23 protein-coding genes are annotated in these 21,968 nt (G+C 65.6%); 19 read left to right on the top strand and 4 right to left on the bottom strand.

The features are described 5' to 3' along the window. Positions 1 to 32: 32 nt before the first annotated feature. Together HDC95_RS07960 and HDC95_RS07955 are read left to right on the top strand one after the other, a co-directional pair. The gene (locus HDC95_RS07960; RefSeq protein ID WP_259062807.1) at positions 33 to 494 is read left to right on the top strand and encodes a DUF3817 domain-containing protein; all 462 of its coding nucleotides are present in this window, start codon (positions 33 to 35) and stop codon (positions 492 to 494) included. A 33-nt stretch (positions 495 to 527) separates the two neighbouring features. Next, entirely contained in the window at positions 528 to 1,358 is an 831-nt protein-coding gene (locus HDC95_RS07955; protein ID WP_259062806.1) for an alpha/beta fold hydrolase, read from the top strand. Positions 1,359 to 1,395: 37 nt separating this feature from the next. Here HDC95_RS07955 and HDC95_RS07950 read toward each other — a convergent pair whose 3' ends face one another. Next, positions 1,396 to 2,073, bottom strand: coding sequence for a hypothetical protein (locus tag HDC95_RS07950; protein WP_259062804.1), 678 nt, complete (start codon positions 2,071 to 2,073; stop codon positions 1,396 to 1,398). 159 nt (positions 2,074 to 2,232) lie between these two features. Here HDC95_RS07950 and dnaK point away from each other — a divergent pair, with 159 nt between their 5' ends. The 4 genes from dnaK to HDC95_RS07930 all read left to right on the top strand — a co-directional run bounded on the left by dnaK (position 2,233) and on the right by HDC95_RS07930 (position 6,283). Next, positions 2,233 to 4,095: a molecular chaperone DnaK gene (gene dnaK, locus HDC95_RS07945; protein WP_259062802.1), complete on the top strand. Its 1,863-nt coding sequence runs from the start codon at positions 2,233 to 2,235 to the stop codon at positions 4,093 to 4,095. Continuing rightward, a complete protein-coding gene (grpE, locus tag HDC95_RS07940; protein WP_259062800.1) occupies positions 4,095 to 4,760 on the top strand; it encodes a nucleotide exchange factor GrpE in 666 nt (221 codons plus the stop codon). Before dnaK ends, grpE begins: the two co-directional genes overlap by 1 nt. Before the next feature lie 11 nt (positions 4,761 to 4,771). Continuing rightward, the gene (locus tag HDC95_RS07935) at positions 4,772 to 5,758 is read left to right on the top strand and encodes a DnaJ C-terminal domain-containing protein (protein WP_259062799.1); all 987 of its coding nucleotides are present in this window, start codon (positions 4,772 to 4,774) and stop codon (positions 5,756 to 5,758) included. A 99-nt stretch (positions 5,759 to 5,857) separates the two neighbouring features. Beyond that, a complete protein-coding gene (locus HDC95_RS07930; RefSeq protein ID WP_259062797.1) occupies positions 5,858 to 6,283 on the top strand; it encodes a heat shock protein transcriptional repressor HspR in 426 nt (141 codons plus the stop codon). Positions 6,284 to 6,300: 17 nt separating this feature from the next. Here the strand turns inward: HDC95_RS07930 and HDC95_RS07925 are convergent, their stop codons facing one another. After that, positions 6,301 to 6,984, bottom strand: a complete 684-nt coding sequence (locus tag HDC95_RS07925; RefSeq protein WP_259062795.1) for a cytochrome P450 — start codon at positions 6,982 to 6,984, stop codon at positions 6,301 to 6,303. Between the two features lie 95 nt (positions 6,985 to 7,079). On the opposite strand from HDC95_RS07925, the gene HDC95_RS07920 reads away from it, so the two are divergent. The 6 genes from HDC95_RS07920 to HDC95_RS07895 all read left to right on the top strand — a co-directional run bounded on the left by HDC95_RS07920 (position 7,080) and on the right by HDC95_RS07895 (position 12,331). Then, entirely contained in the window at positions 7,080 to 7,355 is a 276-nt protein-coding gene (locus tag HDC95_RS07920; RefSeq protein ID WP_259062794.1) for a hypothetical protein, read from the top strand. Between the two features lie 135 nt (positions 7,356 to 7,490). Continuing rightward, the gene (locus HDC95_RS07915) at positions 7,491 to 8,153 is read left to right on the top strand and encodes a GntR family transcriptional regulator (protein ID WP_259062847.1); all 663 of its coding nucleotides are present in this window, start codon (positions 7,491 to 7,493) and stop codon (positions 8,151 to 8,153) included. A gap of 112 nt (positions 8,154 to 8,265) precedes the next feature. After that, positions 8,266 to 9,234, top strand: a complete 969-nt coding sequence (locus HDC95_RS07910) for a tripartite tricarboxylate transporter substrate binding protein (protein WP_259062793.1) — start codon at positions 8,266 to 8,268, stop codon at positions 9,232 to 9,234. A gap of 57 nt (positions 9,235 to 9,291) precedes the next feature. Beyond that, entirely contained in the window at positions 9,292 to 9,819 is a 528-nt protein-coding gene (locus HDC95_RS07905) for a tripartite tricarboxylate transporter TctB family protein (protein ID WP_259062792.1), read from the top strand. Continuing rightward, on the top strand, positions 9,816 to 11,465 hold the full coding sequence (locus tag HDC95_RS07900) for a tripartite tricarboxylate transporter permease (protein ID WP_259062791.1): 1,650 nt from the start codon (positions 9,816 to 9,818) through the stop codon (positions 11,463 to 11,465). The genes HDC95_RS07905 and HDC95_RS07900 overlap by 4 nt, the downstream gene beginning before the upstream one ends. Beyond that, positions 11,462 to 12,331, top strand: a complete 870-nt coding sequence (locus HDC95_RS07895) for a dihydrodipicolinate synthase family protein (protein ID WP_259062790.1) — start codon at positions 11,462 to 11,464, stop codon at positions 12,329 to 12,331. The genes HDC95_RS07900 and HDC95_RS07895 overlap by 4 nt, the downstream gene beginning before the upstream one ends. A 108-nt stretch (positions 12,332 to 12,439) precedes the next feature. On the opposite strand, the gene HDC95_RS07890 is transcribed toward HDC95_RS07895, so the two are convergent. Further along, positions 12,440 to 13,468, bottom strand: coding sequence for a lactonase family protein (locus HDC95_RS07890; protein WP_259062789.1), 1,029 nt, complete (start codon positions 13,466 to 13,468; stop codon positions 12,440 to 12,442). Between the two features lie 281 nt (positions 13,469 to 13,749). Here HDC95_RS07890 and HDC95_RS07885 point away from each other — a divergent pair, with 281 nt between their 5' ends. The 6 genes from HDC95_RS07885 to HDC95_RS07860 are packed head-to-tail and all read left to right on the top strand — an operon-like array spanning position 13,750 to position 20,018. Next, positions 13,750 to 15,066 carry an ABC transporter substrate-binding protein gene (locus tag HDC95_RS07885; protein ID WP_259062788.1) on the top strand — a complete coding sequence of 439 codons (1,317 nt, stop codon included), beginning with the start codon at positions 13,750 to 13,752 and terminating at the stop codon, positions 15,064 to 15,066. Positions 15,067 to 15,126: 60 nt separating this feature from the next. Further along, on the top strand, positions 15,127 to 16,017 hold the full coding sequence (locus HDC95_RS07880; protein ID WP_259062785.1) for a carbohydrate ABC transporter permease: 891 nt from the start codon (positions 15,127 to 15,129) through the stop codon (positions 16,015 to 16,017). Then, positions 16,014 to 16,904, top strand: a complete 891-nt coding sequence (locus HDC95_RS07875) for a carbohydrate ABC transporter permease (protein WP_259062784.1) — start codon at positions 16,014 to 16,016, stop codon at positions 16,902 to 16,904. Before HDC95_RS07880 ends, HDC95_RS07875 begins: the two co-directional genes overlap by 4 nt. Next, positions 16,901 to 18,397, top strand: a complete 1,497-nt coding sequence (locus HDC95_RS07870) for an L-fuculokinase (protein WP_259062783.1) — start codon at positions 16,901 to 16,903, stop codon at positions 18,395 to 18,397. Before HDC95_RS07875 ends, HDC95_RS07870 begins: the two co-directional genes overlap by 4 nt. Next, the gene (locus HDC95_RS07865) at positions 18,394 to 19,050 is read left to right on the top strand and encodes a class II aldolase/adducin family protein (protein WP_259062782.1); all 657 of its coding nucleotides are present in this window, start codon (positions 18,394 to 18,396) and stop codon (positions 19,048 to 19,050) included. The genes HDC95_RS07870 and HDC95_RS07865 overlap by 4 nt, the downstream gene beginning before the upstream one ends. 8 nt (positions 19,051 to 19,058) lie before the next feature. Next, complete coding sequence (locus HDC95_RS07860) at positions 19,059 to 20,018, top strand: ketose-bisphosphate aldolase (RefSeq protein WP_259062781.1); 960 nt, start codon at positions 19,059 to 19,061, stop codon at positions 20,016 to 20,018. A 28-nt stretch (positions 20,019 to 20,046) separates the two neighbouring features. Here the strand turns inward: HDC95_RS07860 and HDC95_RS07855 are convergent, their stop codons facing one another. Continuing rightward, positions 20,047 to 20,844, bottom strand: coding sequence for a DeoR/GlpR family DNA-binding transcription regulator (locus HDC95_RS07855; RefSeq protein ID WP_259062780.1), 798 nt, complete (start codon positions 20,842 to 20,844; stop codon positions 20,047 to 20,049). A gap of 130 nt (positions 20,845 to 20,974) precedes the next feature. Between HDC95_RS07855 and HDC95_RS07850 the strand changes: the two genes are divergently transcribed. Continuing rightward, entirely contained in the window at positions 20,975 to 21,958 is a 984-nt protein-coding gene (locus tag HDC95_RS07850) for a LacI family DNA-binding transcriptional regulator (protein ID WP_259062779.1), read from the top strand. Positions 21,959 to 21,968 lie beyond the last annotated feature (10 nt).

The raw sequence follows: 21,968 nt of genomic DNA, 5'->3' as shown, positions 1-21,968 counted from the left end.
CTGTGGAAGCACCCAGATCAGCAAGGAGCACGATGTTCCGTACGCCCGCCCATCTCTACCGCGCCCTCGCGATCGCTGAGGCCATCACCTGGACGATCCTGATCGCCGCGCTGATCGCGCGTGCGGTCGGAGCGCCGGGAATCGTCGTCACGATCGGCGGTGGCATCCACGGATTCGTCTTCCTCTCCTACGGCGCGACGGCGATCCTCGTGGCGTTCAACCAGCGCTGGTCGATCGGCGTCGGAGTGCTCGCCGTGGCCAGCGCGATCGTTCCCTATGCGACGATTCCGATGGAGATCTGGCTGCACCGCACCGGGCGGCTCAAGGGCGACTGGCGTCTGGAAGAGAGCGACCACCCGCAGGACCGCACCTGGTACGACCGCACGATGCGCTGGTTCCTGCGCCGCGCGTGGGTTCTTGTGGTGCTCATCGCCGCCGCGGTGATCCTGCTCTATGTGGTGCTGCTTCTGATCGGCCCGCCTGGCGGCAAGTGATGGAATGCTCTGCTTCTGGCGGATGATGCTCAGATGATGACGTACGAACTCCGGGAGACGCTCGAGTGGCGAGGGCGCAAAGTCGCCTGGGACCGCTTCGGGTCTGGTCCCGCGCTCGTGTTCCTGCACGGGACGCCATGGTCATCGGTGCTGTGGCGCCCGCTCGCGGATGCGCTCGCCACGAGGTACACCGTGTATCTCTGGGACATGCCCGGCTACGGCCAATCATCGATGGATGCCGCTCACGCAGTGGATCTCGGTGCGCAAGGCGAGTTGTTCGCCGCGCTCCTCGATGAGTGGGGTCTTGACCGCCCGCACGTCATCGCGCATGACTTCGGCGGAGCGGTGGCGCTGCGGGCCCGCCTGTTGCACGCTGCTCGCTACGGTTCGCTCTGCCTCGTCGACGTCGTCGCACTCCACCCGTGGGGCTCACCCTTCTTCACGCTCGTCCAGCAGCATGCCGACGTCTTCGCCCGACTGCCGGCCGCCGTGCATCGAGGTGCCGTGGAGGCCTACATCCGCGGTGCCAGCCATCGCGGCCTCCGCGCGGAGGAGCTCGAGATGCTCGTCGCTCCATGGACGGGAGAGGCCGGACAATCAGCGTTCTACCGCCAGATCGCGCAGGCCGACGAGCGCTACACGGACGAAGTGGAGTCGCTCTATCCTCTGATCGACCACCCAACGCACGTCATCTGGGGCGCCGACGACACGTGGATCCCCGTCGACCGTGCGCATCGACTGCAGTCCTTGATCCGCGGTTCGTCGCTTTCCGTCATCGACGGCGCCGGGCACCTCATCCAGCTCGATGCCCCCACGCATCTCTCCGTTGAGATCACCCGCTGGGTCGATGCGCAGACGTCCTGAACGGGAGCGGAGTGCTACTCCAGATCCGTACGCATGATCAGTACGCGATGAGAGCGTTCTTCTCGATGACTTCCGCGAGCACGGCCTTCGTGTCACCGCCGGTGCAATCGACGATGAGGTAGACGCCGAGACCGGGTGTGGCGAAGGCGCGAGCCGACATGATCCACGTGCGATCGCCATCCTGACCTGTGATCTGCCGATTCGCGACGTCAGTGTTCCCGCCCACCTGGTAGCTGAAGGCGCCGTCGACGGCGTTCGGGGTGATCGTCGCGGCATCCGTCTGGAGAATCGCGCCGAGCATCGCATCGGAGGACGCGCTGTCGTCCCCAGGGGTGACCTGCACATCTGAGGTGTATCCCTGCCAGAACTGCGCCGTGCATGTGCCGTCGATCGTGCCGTACGCCCACCCACCGTTGCCGTCGTCAGCAGAGGTGGTCTCCCATCCGTCATCCGTCATGAGGCCGTCGCCCCATTCGATGTACACGGAGTCCGAAAGCAGATCGCCGTCTTCGAACGAGAGGGTGGCGGGCGCTCCGTCGTTTTCCCCTGAGTCGCCGCCGGTGGTCGGTTCAGGAGTGCTGATCGGGTCTTCAGCCGCCGGTGTGTCGGCGGGGATGGAGTTGAACAGGCATCCGCTGAGCGGCAGGATCGCGAGCGCCATGACGGCACCCGCAGCCAGGCGGGACGGGGAGGCCTTCGTGCGCATGCTGCTCATGCAGGTCAGCCTAGCCTCCGAGTAAACTTGAGCGCAGTCGTATCAAGTTTGTTTGACAACTTTTCGATCGGTAGGTACAGTTGAGCCATCGCGACTCAGGTTTGCCTGGTCGCCGCAGGTTTGCGAATCAACCAACGTCAGCAATAGAAGGAGAATCACATGGCACGTGCTGTTGGAATCGACCTCGGTACGACGAACTCCGTCGTCAGCGTCCTCGAAGGTGGCGAGCCGAAAGTCATCGCCAACGCCGAGGGCTTCCGCACAACTCCCTCGGTGGTCGCATACACGAAGGACGGCGAGGTGCTCGTCGGTGAGACCGCGAAGCGTCAGGCCGTCACGAACGTCGACCGCACCGTTGCATCCGTCAAGCGCCACATGGGCACCGACTGGAGCTTCGACATCGACGGCAAGAAGTGGACGCCGCAGGAGATCTCCGCGCGCATCCTCATGAAGCTCAAGCGCGACGCCGAGTCCTACCTCGGCGACACCGTGACGGATGCCGTCATCACCGTTCCCGCATACTTCAACGACGCCGAGCGCCAGGCCACGAAGGAGGCCGGCGAGATCGCAGGCCTCAACGTGCTGCGCATCATCAACGAACCGACCGCCGCCGCTCTGGCCTACGGCCTCGACCGCGGCAAGGAGGACGAGCTCATCCTCGTCTTCGACCTCGGTGGCGGAACGTTCGACGTCTCGCTGCTCGAGGTGGGCAAGGACGACGACTTCTCCACAATCCAGGTGCGCTCGACCGCAGGCGACAACCGCCTCGGCGGTGACGACTGGGACCAGCGCCTGGTCGACCACCTCATCAAGCAGTTCAAGGAGACCAGCGGCGTCGACGTCTCGGGTGACAAGATCGCTCTGCAGCGTCTGAAGGAGGCTGCAGAGCAGGCGAAGAAGGAGCTCTCCTCCTCGACCAGCACCTCGATCAACCTGCCGTACCTGTCGCTGACGGAGTCGGGTCCCGTCTCGCTGAGTGAGACGATCACGCGCGCGAAGTTCGAGGACCTCACCAAGGATCTGCTCGATCGCACCAAGAAGCCCTTCGAGGACGTCATCCGCGAAGCGAACGTCAAGGTCGCCGACATCGACCACGTCGTGCTCGTCGGTGGCTCCACGCGTATGCCCGCCGTCGCCGACCTCGTCAAGCGCGAGACCGGCAAGGAAGCGAACAAGGGCGTCAACCCCGATGAGGTCGTCGCCGTGGGCGCCGCTCTCCAGGCCGGAGTCCTCAAGGGCGAGCGCAAGGACGTTCTGCTCATCGACGTCACCCCGCTGAGCCTCGGCATCGAGACCAAGGGCGGGCGGATGACCAAGCTCATCGAGCGCAACACGGCCATCCCGACCAAGCGCAGCGAAACCTTCACCACGGCAGACGACAACCAGCCGTCCGTCGCGATCCAGGTCTTCCAGGGCGAGCGCGAGTTCACTCGCGACAACAAGCCGCTGGGCACGTTCGAACTCACCGGCATCGCCCCGGCTCCCCGTGGCGTCCCGCAGGTCGAGGTCACGTTCGACATCGACGCGAACGGCATCGTGCACGTGTCCGCCAAGGACAAGGGCACGGGCAAGGAGCAGTCGATGACCATCACCGGCGGCTCGTCGCTGTCGAAGGAAGACATCGAGCGCATGGTCCGCGAGGCCGAGGAGAACGCCGCTGAGGACAAGAAGCGCGCCGACGCTCTCGAGCAGCGCAACCAGGCCGAGACTCTGTCGTACTCGATCGAGAAGCTCATCAAGGAGAACGAGGACAAGCTCCCCGCTGACGTCAAGGACACCGTCCAGGCTGACGTCGATGCTCTGAAGACGGCGCTCGCAGGCGAAGACGATGACGCCGTGAAGGTGGCGTTCGACAAGCTGAACGAGTCCCAGGGCAAGCTCGGTGAGGCGATCTACGCACAGTCCCAGACGGATGCCGCTGCAGGCGAGTCCGCTGAGGGCGAGGCTCCGGCCGACGACGCTTCCGCTGAGGAAGACGTCATCGACGCCGAGGTCGTCGACGACGAGGACGAGAAGAAGTAATGACGAAGAAGAACTTCGACGAAAACGACGAGGTTCCTGAGGACGAGGGGTCGGATGCTGCGGCATCCGGCCCATCGCCGCAGGAAAGCCCGTCACCGCACGAGAACCCCGACTCCTCCGAGGCGGCTGCCGCCGAAGGATCTGACGAAGAACCCTTCGACGTGGCTGAGGACGAGCTCACGATCGACGACATCCTCGGGGCGGAGCAGACCGGTGAGGCCGCGGCAGAGGATGCTGTGCTCGCAGACCTCGAGACCACGCTGCTGAACGACCTCAAGCGCCTCCAGGCCGAGTACGCCAACTATCGTCGGCGCACCGAAGAGCAGCGTCAGGTCGAGATCGACCGCGCCCAGGGCGAGGTGGCCAAGGGTCTCATCCCTGTGCTCGATGATCTCGACCGGGCGACCCAGCACGGCGATCTCGTCGAGGGGACGCCGTTCTTCGTGATCGGCGAGAAGATCCGCACGGTCGTCGAACGTCTCGGTGTCGTCGCCTATGGCGAGAAGGGCGAGGAATTCGACCCCCAGCACCACGAGGCGATCTTCCAGCAGCCGACTCCGGGAGCGGAATCCTCGACGATCCTCGAGGTCGTCGAAGTGGGCTATCGCCTCGGCGATGTCGAGCTGCGTCCGGCGAAGGTCGTCGTCGCGGTGCCCGCTGAGTAGGCGGGTGATCGATGGCTAGCCAGGACTGGTTCGACAAGGACTTCTACAAGACGCTCGGCGTCGAGAAGAATGTCTCCGATGCGGATCTGAAGAAGACGTACCGCAAACTCGCGCGCAAGTACCACCCCGACTCCAATCAGGGTGATGCGAAGGCCGAGGCGATGTTCAAAGAGATCAGCGAGGCGTACTCGGTGCTCTCCGATCCGGAGCAGCGCAAGGAGTATGACGAGATCCGAGCCATGGGCTCGGGCGCGCGATTCACTGCGAGCGGCGGCGGAGCCGGTGGCTTCGAAGACGTGTTCAGCCGGTTCGGTCAGGGCGGGCGGGGTCAGAGCAACGCCGACTTCGAGGACATCTTCGCGATGTTCAACCAGAGTCAGGGCGGAAGCTTCGGCTCCGGGCGCTTCGGTCAGACCAGCGGCGGTTATCGTGGCTTCGGGGGACCGCAGAAGGGTGCGGACGTCACGGCGCGCACGACGCTCGACTTCACCACCGCCGTGCAGGGCGAGACGATCACCCTGCAGGGCGAGGACGGCAAGCCGTTCAAGGTGAAGATCCCCGCCGGCGTCGCCGACGGACAGAAGATCCGTCTGCGCGGCCGCGGGCGCCCCTCGCCCGACGGCGGGGAGAACGGCGACATCGTCGTGCAGATCAAGGTGCGCCCGCATCCGGTCTTCACGCGCGACGGTCTGAACCTGCGCCTCACGGTGCCGGTGACCTTCACCGAAGCGACGCTCGGCGCGACGATCGAGGTTCCGACGCTCGCCGGCGACATCGTGAAGCTGCGTGTGGCACCAGGCACACCGTCGGGACGCGTCCTGCGCGTCAAGGGCCGCGGAGTCGCATCGTCGAAGGGCACCGGCGATCTCCTGGCCGAACTGCAGGTCGCGGTGCCGACGCACCTGGACGACGCGGCGCGCGAAGCGCTGCAGAAGTTCCACGACCTGGAACCGAAGGAGAACCCGCGCGCCGACCTGATGTCGAAGGCGCAGGTATGACGCACGGAGGCCAATCCGCGGGTCGTTGAGCGAACGAAGCGAGTGCAACGAGTCGAGACGTAGAGTCGAAACCAAGAGCACGAAAGGACGGTGATCGCGATGGTCGATGATGAGGATGCCCCGATCTTCGCGATCGCCGTCGCCGCCGAACTCGCAGGCATGCACCCGCAGACTCTGCGTCAGTACGACCGGATAGGCCTCGTCGTCCCCGGTCGCACGCGCGGGGGTTCTCGCCGCTACTCGGCACGCAACATCGCTCAACTTCGCGAGGTCGCACGTCTCTCCGCCGACGGCATGAGCCTGCCGGCGATCGCCCGCCTGCTCGATCTCGAGGATGAGGTGCGGATGCTGCGCCGCCGAGTGCTCGATCTCGAAGGGGCGCTGCGCGCTGAGCGTGAGAACCGCCCAGGCGTGCGCGTCTTCGCTGCCGGGGCGAGCGGCGTCGTTCCCGTGCCGAGCGGTCGGCGCATCCGCCGTTCCACCGACATCGTGCTGTGGCGGCCGGGCGGGCGCGGCGAGAGTTGAACCCGCGCGGCCCGGCCTCAGCGGAACGGGCAGCGCGACGCGGAGGCGTCTGCCGATCGCACGCGACCGCCTGATGCGGGCTTGGTCGGAAGGCGTCGCCGATTCACCTCAAGGCCTGTCCCGGCTATCGCGATGCGCGGGTCGCTCAACGTGGCAACGGCTGCGGCCATACCGGCGATCGCGAGCTTCTCGCCCGGACAGCGGTGACCGGATGCCACGTCTGCACCGCCATGCGGGATGAATGCCGTGAGTGACTCGTAGTCTTCGACACCGACGAATCGTGCCGGGTCGAACTCATCGGCCCGTTCCCATGACAGCTCGTCGGTATTGGTGCCGAGGATGTCGAGAACCACCCGACCTCCAGCAGTCACCTTCTCTCCTTCGAGTTCGATGTCGGCGATGGCACGACCGGGCAGCATCGGCACGATCGGTGCCGTCCGACGAATCTCCTGCGCGAACGCCGTCGCGAGTGGGCCGCTGACGAGCGATCCGCGCTCCGCCGTCTCGGCCGCGATGCGATCGCGCCACTCGGGACGATCGTGCAGCTCCTTCGCTGCGAAAGCGACGAAGCGGGCGACCGCGATCATCGGGCGGATGCTGTTCTGCAGCTCGACACCGGCGGTTCGAGCCGGCAGCAGCTCTCGGTCGGTGTTGCGGTGCCATGCCCACTCGTGCAGTGCCCTCCGCAGCCTCGAGCGCACCTGTTCGAACCGCCTCGCTCCCGGTCGAGGTGCGGCGGCAGCCTTGCCACCTGCGCGTCTTCGTAGGTGACGTGGACGAACGTCGACTTTCGGTGGTGGTGCTCGTCGCCGTCGAGACTGTGGACGGAACCGTGTCCGAAGAGCATCTCTTGAACGATCGCCGGCATCGCGCCGTGGCGCGCGCCCTTGCGCTGGTCATAGAAGAGCTCAACGACCCCGGCTCCGCGTACGAAGATGGTGTCGTCTCCGAGGAGCCGCATCGGCGCCGATCTGGCGCCGTCGCGCACCCTCTGCCAGATGCGCGCGCCGAAACCGTAACCCTGCAGGAGGATCGAGGGGGCGTCGTCGTTGAGTGCAGTCATGACTGCTGATCGCGTCTTGCTCGGCTGCATGGATGCCACGTTGCCAGATGCGAGCGCGGGAGTCTCAGGGGGCGGTGAGGGTGATTGTGCTAGAGGACGCGAGGAGGTGTGTATCCTGTCAACAGTCAACAGGAGGGCGTCGTGATGCAGACAGTGAAGCGCGCTGAGTCCCTTGGCGCCCAGGTCGCCGGCGTGCTGCGACACCGGATCGTGCGGGGAGAGCTCGCACCAGGCGAGCGCATCACCGAGGAAGCGCTCGCGGAGGAGTTCGACGTCAGTCGCGGTCCGATTCGTGACGCGCTGATGCAGCTCAGCTTCGAGAAGCTGGTAGAGGTGCAGCGCCCGCGCGGGGTGTACATCGTCGGCCTCAGCCGGGACGATGTCGACCAGCTCTACAGTCTGCGAGGCGCTCTTGAGCAGTTGGCGCTGTCGCGCGCGATGCGGGTCGAGGATCCGTCGCGCTGGACGGCGATGGCTGCGGCCGTGGGGCGAATGGGGGCAGCGGCAGACTCCGGTGATCACGCGGCATTCGTGGCTGCGGATCTTGAGTTCCACTCGCAGATCTACGCCCTCGCCGACCATCCACGACTGGCGGGTGCGTGGAGTCAGTACCTGCCCACGTTCGCGGCACTTCTCGAAGTGACGATCAATCATGACGACGACCTGCATGAGTCGTCGGGTGATCACGTCAGGCTCATGGACGTCATGCGCAGCGGCTCACCTGAGCAGGCAGCCGCTGTACTCACCGAGCATCTCGACGGCGCGCGCGACCGGATGCTGAGCGAACTCTCGCAACGGCGCCCCTGAGGCAGTTGCCTGATCGGCGTCAGTGGTTTGCTTCGCGTTGACTGTTAACAGTCAACAATGCTACGCTCGGCCAGTCGGTAAGGTCCCCACCTGCACTCAAAGAGGAGCAAAGATGCCCATCAAGCGTATGAACCGCGTGTTCGCCGCCGCCGCGGTCTTCACCACAGCAGCACTCGTGATGTCCGGCTGCACCAAGGTCGAAGAGGGCGGCGATGCCGCGTCCTCTTTCCCCGAGAAGGACATCCGGCTGATCATCCAGGCGAACCCCGGCGGAGGCTCCGACCTCTCGTCGCGCGCGCTCGCCACCGAACTCGAGAAGATCCTCGATGTCAGCGTCATCCCGGAGAACATGCCCGGTGCTGCCGGCGCGCTCGCGATGGAGTATGTCGCCGAGCAGGACCCGGACGGCTACGTGATCGGCTTCGGCCCCGTCGAGATCGCCATGCTGAACACCACGCAAGACGCCAACGTCCTGCCCGAGAACTTCGACATGCTCGGCCAGATCATGTTGGCTCCTGGAGTCATCTCGGTGTCGGCCACAAGCGACATCCAGACGCTCGAGGATCTCGTCGCGCAGTCCAAGACCGCACCGGTCACGATCGCCAACTCGGGTGCCGGGTCGATCTGGGAGGCGGCCAGCATCGCGCTCGGAGCCGAGACCGGCGGCGAGGTGACCCCGGTTCCGTACGACGGCGGTGCGCCAGCTGTCGCCGCGGCGGCTTCCGGCGAGACCGTCGCCGCGGTCTCCGGACTCGGTGAGGCGCTGTCGCAGGGCGACGCCGTGCGCATCCTCGCTGTGATGAACGACGAGCGTCACCCCGATGCGCCCGACGTGCCGACCGCGGAAGAAGCCGTCGGCACCGAGCTCGTCTTCGGTGGCTGGGGTGGCATCTATGCGCCCACCGGTCTGCCGGACGACGTGCACGCCACGCTCGAGGCGGCCATCAAGGAAGCCGTCGAATCCGACAGCTACACGAAGTTCCAAGAGGATGCCGGCAACCTCGTCGTCTATCGGGACTCGGCAGAGTTCACCGAGTTCGTCGGCGAGCAGTTCACGCTGTTCCAGGAACTGCTGGGCTGATCCCGCGAAGGAGGCCGGGGGAGCGACCCCGGCCTCCGCATCCGTCGAAGGAAGCACATGTCGTCTTCAGAGGTCGCGGACAGCGGCGAGTATCAAGGTGCGAGGCCATCACGGCCGCTCGAGATCGCGTTCGGCATCGTGGCGGTCGCCGTCACCGCCGGTTATCTGGCGCTCACCACGCAGATCGATCTGCGCCGCGAGGCTGCTCCCGGTCAGATCGATGCCCGCTTCTGGCCCATGGTCCTCGCCGTCATCGGCGTCGTCGTCGCCATCGCCATCCTCGTCATGGCGATCGTCCGACCTGCGCCAGGGCGTGAGGATCTCGAGCGCATACAGCGCCAAGGAGTCGTCCGGGTCCTCGCGACACTCGTGATCTCCGTCGCATTCATCGCACTGTGGTCGCTCGGTTCCGTCATCCTGTTCGGCTACCGCATCGAGGTCTTCCCGATTGCGGCAGCCCTGCTCATGGCCAGCCTCATGCTCGTGTACGGGCACCGCCGCTGGCTGAGTCTCATCATCTACACCGCATCCCTCACGGCGTTCATCTACGTCGTGTTCGGGATGCTGCTGAGGATCCCACTATGACTCCGCTGATGGAGGGGCTGAACTCGCTCCTCGACATCTCGATTCTGCTCTACATGCTCGTCGGCCTCCTGCTGGGCTTCATGGTCGGGGCCTTCCCCGGCATCACCGCGACCATGGCCGTCGCGCTGGCGGCCGGCTTCACCATGACGCTGGAGCCGGTGCAGGGTCTCGCGGTGCTGCTCACCATCTACGTCGCCGCGAACTTCGGCGACCGGGTGCCCTCGATCCTCATCAACACGCCAGGCACGCCGGCATCCATCGCGACCACGCTCGATGGCTATCCGATGGCCAAGCAAGGCAGGGCCGGCCTGGCACTCACGATGTCGGCCATCGTGTCCGCCGTCGGCATCCTCGCCTCGCTGGTGCTGTTCGCGCTGGCAGCAGTGCCGATCGCCAGTTTCGCCCGCGATTACTTCAAGTCGCCGGAACTGTTCGCGCTCGTCGTGTTCGGTATCGCGATCATGATCGGTATCTCGTCGAAGTCGATGCTCAAGGGCATCCTCGCCGGTGTCTTCGGCCTCATGCTCGGCACCGTCGGCACCTACGCCGCCACGGCAGACAAGCGCTTCACCTTCGGATCTCTCGATCTCGTCGAAGGCGTGAACTTCATCGCCGTCATCATCGGACTCTTCGGCATCGCCGAACTGTTCGACCAGCTGCTCACGCATCGGGCATCCAAGGTGCGCCCGATCTCGAGCCTCGGTCGCTGGTTGCCGAACAGGTCCGAACTGAAGCAGAGTGGCCGAGCGACCGCGGTCGGCGGCGCTGTCGGGCTCGGCGTGGGGCTCATTCCCGCCGCGGGTGGAGACATCGCCGGTCTCATCGGCTGGGAGCGCGCGCGCAAGGCGTCGAAGCATCCTGAGCAGTTCGGCAAGGGATCCATCGAGGGCGTCGCGGCGTCCGACTCGGCATCCAGTGCGACGCTCGGCGGGTCGCTGACGACGACGATGGCGCTGGGCATCCCCGGCGACTCTGTCATGGCCGTGATGATCGGCTCGATGATCATCTGGGGCATCACACCTGGCCCCGACCTGTTCACGAACCGTCCCGACCTCGTCGTCTCGATCGTCGGCATCATGCTTGTCGCCACTCTGCTCTCGCTCGTTCTGAGCCTCATCCGCATGAAGGGCATGGTGAAGCTGCTCGATGTGCCGCAGCCGTACCTGTGGAGTGGCATCCTCATCTTCTGCGTCATCGGCACCTATGCGACCTCGAACAGCCTCGCGACCGTCGTCACGATGCTCGTGTTCGGCGTCATCGGTGTACTGCTCAAGCGCATGCAGGTGCCGGCCGGACCCGTCGTGCTCGGTCTTCTCCTCGGCCCTCTCGCCGAGGAGAATCTGGCCCGCACTCTGGCGATCCTTCCTACGCGCCCGTTCTTCGAGGTCGTCAGTCCGATCGCGATCGTGCTGCTCGTGCTCGCCGTGCTCTCGATCGTCATGCCGGCCATCCGCGCCGCCCGCAAGCCAGGTGCAGAGCGCGCGTCGTTCGCCGGTTCGGTGCTCGACACCGAGAGCATTGCGCAGATCTCGAAGGCGCACGATGAGCTCGCCGCAGACCCCGAACTGCTCACCTCGACCGTGCGCAACCCGCCTGCGGCGAAGACCCGCCGTCCACGCAAGAATTCCAAGGAGAACAAGAAGTGACCCGCTATGACATCCTGACTGCCGTCCCGACTGCGTTCCACCGCGACGGGAGTCTCGATCTTGAAGGGTCGCGCGCGATCTTCCGGTTCGTCGGTGAATCCGGCAACGAGGGCGCATTCGTGCTCGGCACGACGGGCGAGTTCCCTGCCGTGGACGTGGCCGAGTTCACGTCTCTGGTCGAGGCGGCACTCGCAGAGCTCGCCGATCGGATGCGTGTCGTCGTGCACGTCGGCCAACCCAGCACGTTCGAAGCGGTGCGTCTCACGCGAATCGCTCGTGAACTCGGTGCGACGGAGTTCGCTGCCCTCACCCCGTACTACCTGCGCTCCACCGATGACGCGATCTTCGACTACTACCAGGCAGTCTCGGATGCCGTGGGCGACGGTCGCCTTTACGTCTACATCTACCCGGCGCGCAGCGGGAACCCGGTCTCGCCGGAGCTGCTGGTGCGACTTTCCACCCTGCCGAACGTGGTCGGAGCCAAGATCAGTGAGCTCTCGCTCGACGACATCGCCGAGTACCGTTCGGTGGTGCCGGCGGACTTCGAGCTGTACACCGGCGCCGATCGTGATCTCATCGCGGCCGTCGGTTCCGGCGCCCAGGGCGTCGTCTCGGGAGTCTCATCTGTCACGCCCAAGCCGTTCCGATCGCTGGCGGATGCCGCCCGTTCGGGAGACGCCGCTGCCATCGCTTCGGCCCAGGATGCCGTCGACGAGGTCGTCGCGCTCATCGGCGGCGACATGGCGCGCATGAAAGAGGGCTACCGCGCTCTCGGCGTCACCGACACGCATTGCCGGATGGCGATCGCCGAGCCGACGGATGCTGAGCGTGCCGCTGTTGCGCAGGTGGTGGCCAAGCACCGCTGAATCGCGCTCTTCACGCCGAAACAGGTCCTGCCGCACGAGATATGTCGTGCCAGGGCCTGTTCCGTGCGGCAGGGCCTGTCTCGCGGCCGTGCTGTCGCGGCCCGAAGCTCAGACGAAGCGGACCCAGTTCGCGCCGCGACCGGTCTCGACCTGCTGAAGGAACTCGAGATCGTCGTCGCGGACGCGGTAGAGCGAGAGGGTCGTCGACATCTCTCCCGCGGCGACGAGGTGGGCGCCGTCGGGGCTGAGCGCGAATCCGCGTGGTTGCGGCTCGGTCACGGTGAAGTGCTCCGAAGCGGAAAGCGATCCGTCCTCGGCCACCGCCACAGCGCCGAGCGTGCTCTCGGTGCGCTCTGAGCTCCACAGGCGACTGCCGCCCGCGCCGAAATGCAGATCGGCGCCCCAGATGTAGTGGTGAGCGAGCGGATCCGCGCCGAACACGCTGTGCCCGAGACTCTTGGTCGTGTCGTGGGCGGTGGCTGCACCACGAAGGGTGAGCTCTCCACTGGTCTCGTCGCGGCTGTAGTGGAGCACCTCGCCGGAGAACTCGGTGAGCACGTACGCCGCATCCTGCGCCTCGTTCATCACGAGATGGCGCGGCCCGCTGCCGGCCGGCGCGGCCACGGTCTCGGGTTCCAATGGCGCGAGTCGAAGGTCGTGGGACAGCGCGTACTGAGCCACGAGATCGGCGCCCAGCGACACGAAGTAGGCGAATCGAGCGTCTGCGCTCGGCAGTACGGAATGCAGGTTCGGGAACTCGATCCTCGAGACTGGCTCGCCCACGGTGCCGTCGGAGACCGGGCAGCTGATGCCGTAGCCGCCGCCATATGAGGCGCCGAGCAGACCGGCGCCATCCGGCGTGAGGGCGAGGTAGTTCATGCCTCCGTCGGGGAGATCGAGGCGGGACTTCGGGGTCAGCTGTCCGCTCTCGCGATCGAGCGCGAGAGTGAGGATGCCGGCGGGCGCGCCCTTCACTCCGGCATAGACGAGATCCCTGGCAGCGTCGATGGCGAAGGTCGAGCATCCGTCGAGTCCGTCAGTGACAGCCAGGCGATCGAGCCGCCCGTCTTCGAGGCGGAAGGTGCTGATGGATCCGTCGCCCGAATTGGCGACCAGGACGAGCGCGGAATCGGTCATGCCTCGATCGTACGGGGCTGTCGGGATGCCGCGTGATGAGACGCGTTGTATGCGTCCCGATGTGGCGCGGGTTGCGATCAAGTAAGGCTGTCGGTGCGTCGTCGCACAGGACATCTCAAAGCGGACTTTCGTTTACGCAACTACTCGCATGCGATAACACAAAAATAGAAAGAACTTCACCAAATCTGCCCGATTTTGGGTGTCCAAAACACAAGTAAAACTAAGCTGAACAGCGGCCGGCACGTTGCCGAAGACTTTACAGAGAAGTAAGGGGATTGCAGATGAAGCTCAAGAGGAGCCTGGCAGGGGCGGCGACAGTCATCACTGCACTGGGGGTCACCGCGTGCGCCGGCGGTGCGGCGCCGGCGGAATCGGAGAATGCGTCCGGGGACGCGATCACGTTCCGTTCCTGGAGCCCGATCGAACAGACTACGCGTCAGATGATCGACGCCTTCCAGGCCGAGAACGAGGGCGCGACGATCGACGCAACGATCTTCAACTACCCGGAGTACCTTGTCGACCTGCAGAGCCGCGCGAGCTCGAACACGATGCCCGACGTGCTCGGTCTGCAGCCCGGTGCGCTCACGCAGCAGTACCGCGAGAACCTGATGCCGTTGCAGGACTGCGCGGCCGAGACGTGGGGCGACGACTGGCAGAGCAAGTTCTACCCGATCGGCATCGAACAGGCTCGGATGGGCAACCCCGAGGGCGACGACAACTTCTACTCCCTGCCGATCCTCACCCAGACGGTCAACTTGTGGGCCAACTCCGAGATCTTCGACGACGCGGGCCTGAGCGTGCCGAAGACGTGGGACGAGCTCGTGCAGACCACGAAGGACCTCAGCAGCGGCGACGCCGCACCGTTCCTGCTCCCGGCCAAAGACTCCTGGCTGCGCAACGTGGTCTTCCTGCAGATCGCCAACAATGTCTCCCCTGGCACCGTGTACGAAGCGGAGACCGGTACTACGGACTGGACCGATCCCGCGATCGTGGAGGCCTTCGAGTACTGGGGCAAGCTGTTCTCCGACGGCATCGCCCAGGACGGGGCGATCGGACTCGACGCCTACCCTTCGGCCGTGAATCAGTTCGAGGCAGGTAACGCGGCCATGATCCCGCTCGGCGCGTGGTGGATCCAACAGTCGGACCCGACCAAGTCCGACATCCCGCCGCTGTCCGAGGGCATGTCCGGGTACGAGCCGTTCCTGTTCCCAACCATCCCGGGTGGCGCGGCCGAATCGCAGTTCGTTGGCGGCATCGACGTGAGCCTCGGTATCTCGAAGAACACCGCGAATCCCGACCTCGCCTGCAAGGTGCTCGCGGACTTCATCGCCGGTTCCGCGGCGCAGAAGCTCGTCAACACGATGAACGACGTCCCCGCCGTCACCGGCCTCGCTCCCGAGAAATTCACGAGCGAGAAGCAGGAGCAGATCTGGAACCTCTTCGTCGACGAGTGGCTGCCGCAGGTGAAGTGGTCGCGCTACTTCGAATCTCCCAAGCTCGACCAGGCGGTCGCAGACGCGCTGGCCGCGATCGCGACCGGTGACGCCACTCCGCAGGAAGCCGCGGAATCCGTGCAGGCTGTCCAGGACACTCTGTAACAACCGGATTCGCGCAGGGTTCGGGGCGTCAGCCTCGAACCCTGCCCGAGAGGAGCGCGCATGAAGATCTTGACGAGAGAGAGACTGGTGGGACTGGCCTTCTTGGCCCCGACCCTCATCCTTTTCGGCGTTTTCGTCGTCTACCCCATCTTCTACAACGTGCAGGCGAGCACGCTGCAATGGGATGGTGTGAACGTCGGCACGGCAGTCGGGACCGACAACTACCTGGAGCTGTTCCGGGATCCGACGTTCCTCATCACGCTCCGCAACTCCACCTTCTGGATCGTGCTCACGATCATCCCGCAGGGCGTGATCGGCTTCCTGCTCGCGGTCGCCCTCAACCAGGGGCTGCGGGGCAGCACGATCTACCGGGCGATCTTCTTCATCCCTGCGATCCTCTCGCCGGTGGTCGTCGGCATCGTCTGGCAGCGGATACTCGATCCGTTCAACGGCGTGCTCACGGCCATCGGCAAATCCGCCGGGTTGAGCTTCCTCGGCGGAAACTACCTCTCCGACCCCCAGACCGCGATCTTCGCCGTGATCTTCGTGAACGTCTGGATGTGGACCGGGTTCTCGATGCTCTTCTACCTCGCGGGTCTGCAGCTGATCGATCCCAGTCTGATGGAAGCGGCGCGGATCGATGGGGCGAACGGCTTCCAGACCATGCTGCGGATCACCTTCCCACTCCTGAAAACCACGACGCTCTCGCTCGTCCTGCTCGGGATCATCGGCTCGCTCAAGACGTTCGAACTCGTCTACGTGCTCACCCAGGGCGGCCCCAATCACGCATCCGAGATGCTGCCGACCTTCGCGTTCCTCGAGGCGTTCCAGCTGCAGAACGTGGGCTACGCCTCCGCGATCAGCGTGGTGCTGCTCGTGATCGCCGTCGTGAGCTCGCTTTCGATGGTGAGGGTGTTCGGAGCCGGATTCATCACAGGAGACGAGAAATGACCGCGATGAACGAGACCCGCAACCTCATCGTCCCGAAGGAGGGGGCGAAGACCCGCTCCCGGCACGGGGCACCCGGTCGCCGGGTGGGCTGGCTCCACTTCGTGCTCGTGCCCCTGTCGGTGCTCTGGCTCGTGCCGATCATCATGGTCATCGGGCTGTCGATGATGCCGCCGAATAACCCCGGCACCCAGTTCTTCGGGATCTTCCCCGAGGAGTTCAGCATCAAGAACTACATCACGATCTGGGCTCAGAATCCGATCCTGCTACACCTGCTCAACAGCCTTCTGATCACCGTGCCCTCGGTGCTCCTGGTCTGCCTGCTCGGCTCGATGACGGCGTTCGCGCTGGCCCGGCTGCGCGTGCCGTTGAAGGCGCTGATCTTCGGCATCCTGATCCTCGCGCTGATTTTACCGATGTCGAGCATCGTGGTCGCGACCTTCCGGATCCTGCAGTCGATGCAGCTCTACAACAACCTCCTCGGGCTCGTGCTGGTCTACACCGCGCTCGGGCTGCCGTTCGCCGTGATCATCATCCGCACCTCCTACCTCGCGATCCCGCTCGAGACCTATGAGGCTGCGCGGCTCGACGGCGCGAGCGCGTGGCAGATCTTCTGGCGCATCTACCTGCCGCTGGGCAAGCCCGCCCTCGCGGTGGTCGCGGTGTGGCAGACGATGATGAGCTGGAACGACTTCCTGCTGCCGCTGGTGACGTTGGGCGACAACGCCCTCAAGCCGCTCACCCTCGTGCCGCTCGCGTACCGCGGCATGTACCTGTCGCAGCCCGGAGCACTCTTCGCGATCCTGGTGTTGATCTCGATCCCAGTCGTGTTGCTGTTCCTCTTCATCCAGAAGTACCTGGTGAACGGCCTGTCGGGGGCGATCAAGTGAGCGTCATCGGACTGGACCTCGGCACCAGTGGCGTGCGCGCTGTGGCGTTCGCCGCAGAGGGCGATGTGCGTGGTGCGTCCTCTGCGGCGCTCACGCTGCTGCGCGACGGCACGGGGCGTGTGGAGCTGGAGGCCGGCGAGATCATTACGGCAGCGGAAGACGTGGTTCGTCGTGCAGCTCAGCAGGCCGCGGAGGCCGGGGACCCGGTGCAGGCTATCGGCTTCAGCGTGCTCGGCGAGGCAGTCGTCCCGATCGACGAGGTCGGCGCACCGGTGGCCCGGATGGCAGTGAGCATGGACACCCGCGGGACGGCGGCAGCTGCCGCGATCGGCGAGATCCTGGGCGAGGGACGCTTCACCGCCATCACGGGCCAGCCGCTGCACGGCATGTTCTCACTGTTCAAGATCATGGCCGGCGACGCCGCCTGGGCGGGGGGCGACGGCTACCGATGCGTCGGCGACCTGCTGGCTGAACGATGGAGCGGTGTCGCCGCGATCGACCTGGGGCAGGCAGCGCGCACCGGCATCCTCGATGTGGACAGCGGGGAGTGGAGCACGGAGATCCTTCGCGCGGCCGCGGTGTCGGCGCCGTGGGTGCGGGCAGAGAGCCTGCCGGTTCCGGTTACATCCGGCAGCGTCATCGGGCCGGTGAACGAGAGCGCCGCCGCAGCGCTCGGCATCGCAACGGGAACCCCCCTCGTGGCGGGCACGCACGATCAGGCCGCCGCCTTCCTGGGCGCGGGAGGTGAACCAGGGGTGCGCTCGGTGATCGCTCTCGGGTCGAGCGACTGTCTGACCGTCGGCTCGCGCGGCCGCCCCCAGGGCCTCGGCGCCACCGGGTTCGCGAGCTACCGTGTCGATGACGAGCTGTGGGTGACCCTGGCGGGCACCGCGGCCGGCGGCTGGGCCCTGGAGTGGCTCGCCGGACTGCTGAAACGCGAGGTCGCCGATGTGTTCGGCGCGCTCGCTGACGCTCCTCCCGCGCTGCTCGTGCTGCCCTATCTTGCCGGCTCGGGCACGCTCGACAACGACCCCTCCGCGCGTGGCACGATCCACGGGCTGACCCTCGATACCACGGTGCCCGAGCTCGCCCGCGCGGTGGTCGAGGCCGCGGGCTTCGAGTTCCACAAGATCATCGCCGCGTTGCGCGCGCACGGCGTGGAGGTCTCTGACCTGCACGTCACTGGCGCAGGAGCGGAGAACGCGGACGCGCTCGCCGCCCGCGCGGCGGCCGCAGGTGCATCGCTGACGCCCGTCGGTCGGGATGCCTCGGCCCGTGGTGCCGCGATGCTCGCGGTCCGCGGCATCGGTGGAGACCCGGCGCCGTTGCTACTCGAACCGGGTCACGCGACGCCACCCGGTTCGGATGACGCGGATGCCGACTGGTACGCCGATCAGCGCGCCGCCTATGTCGCGCTCTACGAGGCGACCCGCTCCCTCGCCCCGCACCTGACCACACGACCCCAGCCACACCAGAAGGAGAACATGACATGACCGAGACCACGCTGCAGGTCGACTTCGACATCGCCGCCGCGAAGAAGGAGATCCTCGACTATTGCCTGCGCTCGATGGAGTACGGACTCAATTTCAACACGCAGGGCAACATCAGTATCCGCGTGCCCGGAGTCGAGGACCGCTTCCTCATCACGCCCACCGATCTCGAGTACGACAAGATGACCCCCGAGGACATCGTCCTGGTCAACGGCGACAGCGAACTGATCGATGGACGACTCGGCCCGTCGAGTGAGGTCACTGTGCACATGGCCGTGTACAAACGCCGCCCAGACGTGAACGCGATCGTGCACTCCGAACCCATCTACTCCAACGTGTGGGGCGTCGTGGGTTCCCCGATCCTGGGAACGCTGGTCAACATGGTGATCTACACCAAGGGCGACGTGCCGATCATGCCGTTCGAGCTCAGTAACAACACCGAGTTCGGTGAGCACATGTGCGACGCGATGGGCGACCTGAACGCTGTCGTGTGGGCGAACCACGGGCTGCTGACCGTGGGATCGAACCTCCGCGACGCCTTTAAGACGAGCGTGGCCGTGGAGTCCGCCGCCAAGGTGCAGGCGTACGCCCGCGCTCTCACCGACACTCCGATCGTGCTCGACTACGACACCCTCGGCATCACCGAGTCGCTCTGAGGCTCGGGATGACACTTCAGACATTGCGGGCTGCGCTCGCCGAGGCCGAAGCGGGCGAGTACGCCGTCGGCGCCTTCAACGTGTCGAGCATCGATCAGGCCATCGCCGTGCTCGACGCCGCTGCGGCGGAGCGCTCTCCCGTGATCGTGCAGTCGATCGCCGGCATGTCGGCGTACGACGACGAGTCGCGCTGGTGGACCCGTCTCCGCGGTCTGGTCGAGGAATACAACGAAGTGCCGGTCGTGCTGCACCTCGACCATGGCCGCACCTACGACGACTGCGTGAGGGCCATCGGCCATGGCTTCACGAGCGTGATGATCGATGCGAGCCGGGTTGCGGGCACCGACCGGCCGGCTTCGTTCGCCGAGAACGTGGCGCTCACGCGGCGCGTCATCGAGGTCGCCACGCCAGCCGGCGTCAGTGTTGAGGGCGAGCTCGGTACCATCGGTGGGGCAGAGGCTGGGGTCGCCGGCGTGGTTGAGGAGATCGTCTTCGCCGACCCGGATCAAGCGGTCGAGTTCGTGGCGCAGACCGGGGTGGATGCCCTCGCAGTGGCGGTTGGAACCAGCCATGGCTCAGTGAAATTCACCGACGAGGCGGGTGGACAGCGGCTGCGGCTTGAGCTGATCGCCGAGATCAAGGACCGCCTACCCGAGACGTTCCTCGTGCTTCATGGCTCGTCGTCAGTGCCCGCTGATGCCGTCGCCGTCATCAATGCCCATGGTGGCGGAGTGCGTCCGTCTTACGGCATTTCCCCGGAGCAGAAGGCCGAGGGCATCGCTGCAGGTATCCGCAAGATTAATCAGGGGACTGACTCGCACCTTGCTTGGAGCGCCGCACTGCGCAGGTTCTTGCAGGAGAACACCGCAATCGTCGAGCCGAGCGAACAGCTCCGCCCCGCGATCAGCGGCTTTCGAGAGATGGTGGCTCAGCGGATGAGGGAATTTGGCTCGGCGGGTCGCGCCTGAATGAATCATCCATTGCATCCAACTGACGTCAGGCGAGTTCGATAGTCAGCCCCGCGTCTCGAAGCGTCTCCAGTTCGGCCGGAGGCGCTTCGATGCCGGTCACGAGAATGTCTATGCGAGCCAGTGATGCGACTTGGATCACTTGGCTCTTTCCGATCTTCGAGCTGTCGGCGACAACGATCGCTCGCGCGGCCGAGTCGAGATATCGCCTCTTCATGGTCACCTCGGGGAGGCTCGAGTTCGTGAAACCGCGCGCAGACACCCCGTTGCAGCCGATGAAGCAGATGTCGCTGTGCACTGAGCCGATGAACATGTCGCCTAGCGGGTCTATGAGCGAGCGCTGCTTGTAGTTGACCGTGCCGCCGGTGACTACGACGGTGATGTGGTGCGGCTCAGCGACACCGAGCTCAAGAGCGATCGTGAGTGAGTTGGTGAAGACCACGACGCCCCGCAGATCCTCGCGAGCGCGGAGGGCGCGGGCGATTGCGAGTGTGGTGGTGCCAGCATCGAGCAAGATCGCCATCTCGCTCTCGACAAGGGCCGCCGCCAAGTTGCCGATGCGTCGCTTCTCTGTGACCGCGCGGCCGAGCGCGCGTTCGTAGTCGGGGGATTGCGCGGTCGATTTGATGCCCGAGATGGCACCGCCGTGCACGCGCTGGATCACGTTCTCTTCGGCGAGCAGGTCGAGATCGCTGCGCACCGTGACCTCGGAGACGCTTAGCGCTCGGCTCAACTCCTGTACGCGCGCGAAGCCCTGGCGTTCGACGATCGACACGATGTGTTCGCGCCGCACCGTCGCGGGAACCGACTGCGACCACTCTGGCATGGTGTTCAGCGTAGCCGCGTATCGAGGAACCCCAGCTCTGAAGTACCGCCTCAGCCCTCGCACGAGGGGTAGGTCAGTCGGCGAGATACTGTTCATTCAGGGTGGCGGGAAGAAGAGTGATGAGGCAGGCATGACCACGATCTATGACGTCGCGAAGCATGCGGGGGTATCGCCGGCGACCGTCTCGCGCGTCTTCAACGGAACGAATGTGTCCGCCGAGAAGGTGGCGGCCGTCCGCGAGGCGGCCGAGTTGCTGAAGTTCACGCCGAATCGCACCGCGCGCTCCCTGCGGCTGCAGAGTTCGGAGGTCATCGCGCTCGTCATCCCCGATATCGAGAACCCTTATTTCACAGAGATGGCGCGCGGCGTGGAGGATGCCGCCTCCGAAGCCGGATATTCGGTCGTGCTCTGCAACTCCGATTCGCAGACGGAGAAGGAAGCGACGTATCTGAACATCGCCGTCGCAGAGCACATGTCGGGGGTCATCATCGCTCCGGCATCGGAGAAGACCGACCTGACTCCTGTTCTGTCGACGGGGCGCCCCGTCGTCGTCGTCGACCGTGGCACCGGACATGACGTCGACGGGGTCGTGATGGCGAACCGCGTCGCAGGGGTCGCGGCCACGCAAGCCCTGATCGACGCGGGCTACCGGCGCATCGCCTACATCGGCGGTCCTGAACACATCGACACCGCTGTGGAGCGCGCGGAGGGATGGCGATCGGTCGTCTCCGCCGCGGATCCTGCGTTCGACACCGGCGCTCTGGAGCGGTTCGCGACGTTCCGCGTGGACGGCGGCCGTGAAGCCATGCAGGAGCTGCTGGCGCTGCCGGAGCCCCCGGATGCGGTGGTCGCAGGTAACAACCTCATCGGCGTCGGCGCGATTCAGGTGCTCACCGAGCGAGGGCTCACGCCGCCTCAGATCGGCGTCGCCGTCATCGGCTCGCTGCCGTTCACGACTCTGTCTCCGACGGCGGTCACCGTCGTGCGTCTCCCGGCGCGCCACATGGGCATGACCGCGGCCAAGATGCTGCTCGAACGCATCCGCGGGGATAAGCAACCGGCGCGCACGGTCGTGCTGTGCAACGAGGTCCAGGTGGCCAGCGCCATGCGCTGACCTGCTGCGG

It is taken from the genome of Microbacterium sp. AK031 (assembly GCF_024807145.1).
Lineage (GTDB): Bacteria > Actinomycetota > Actinomycetes > Actinomycetales > Microbacteriaceae > Microbacterium.
This window is presented reverse-complemented; position numbering and strand designations above follow the sequence as displayed.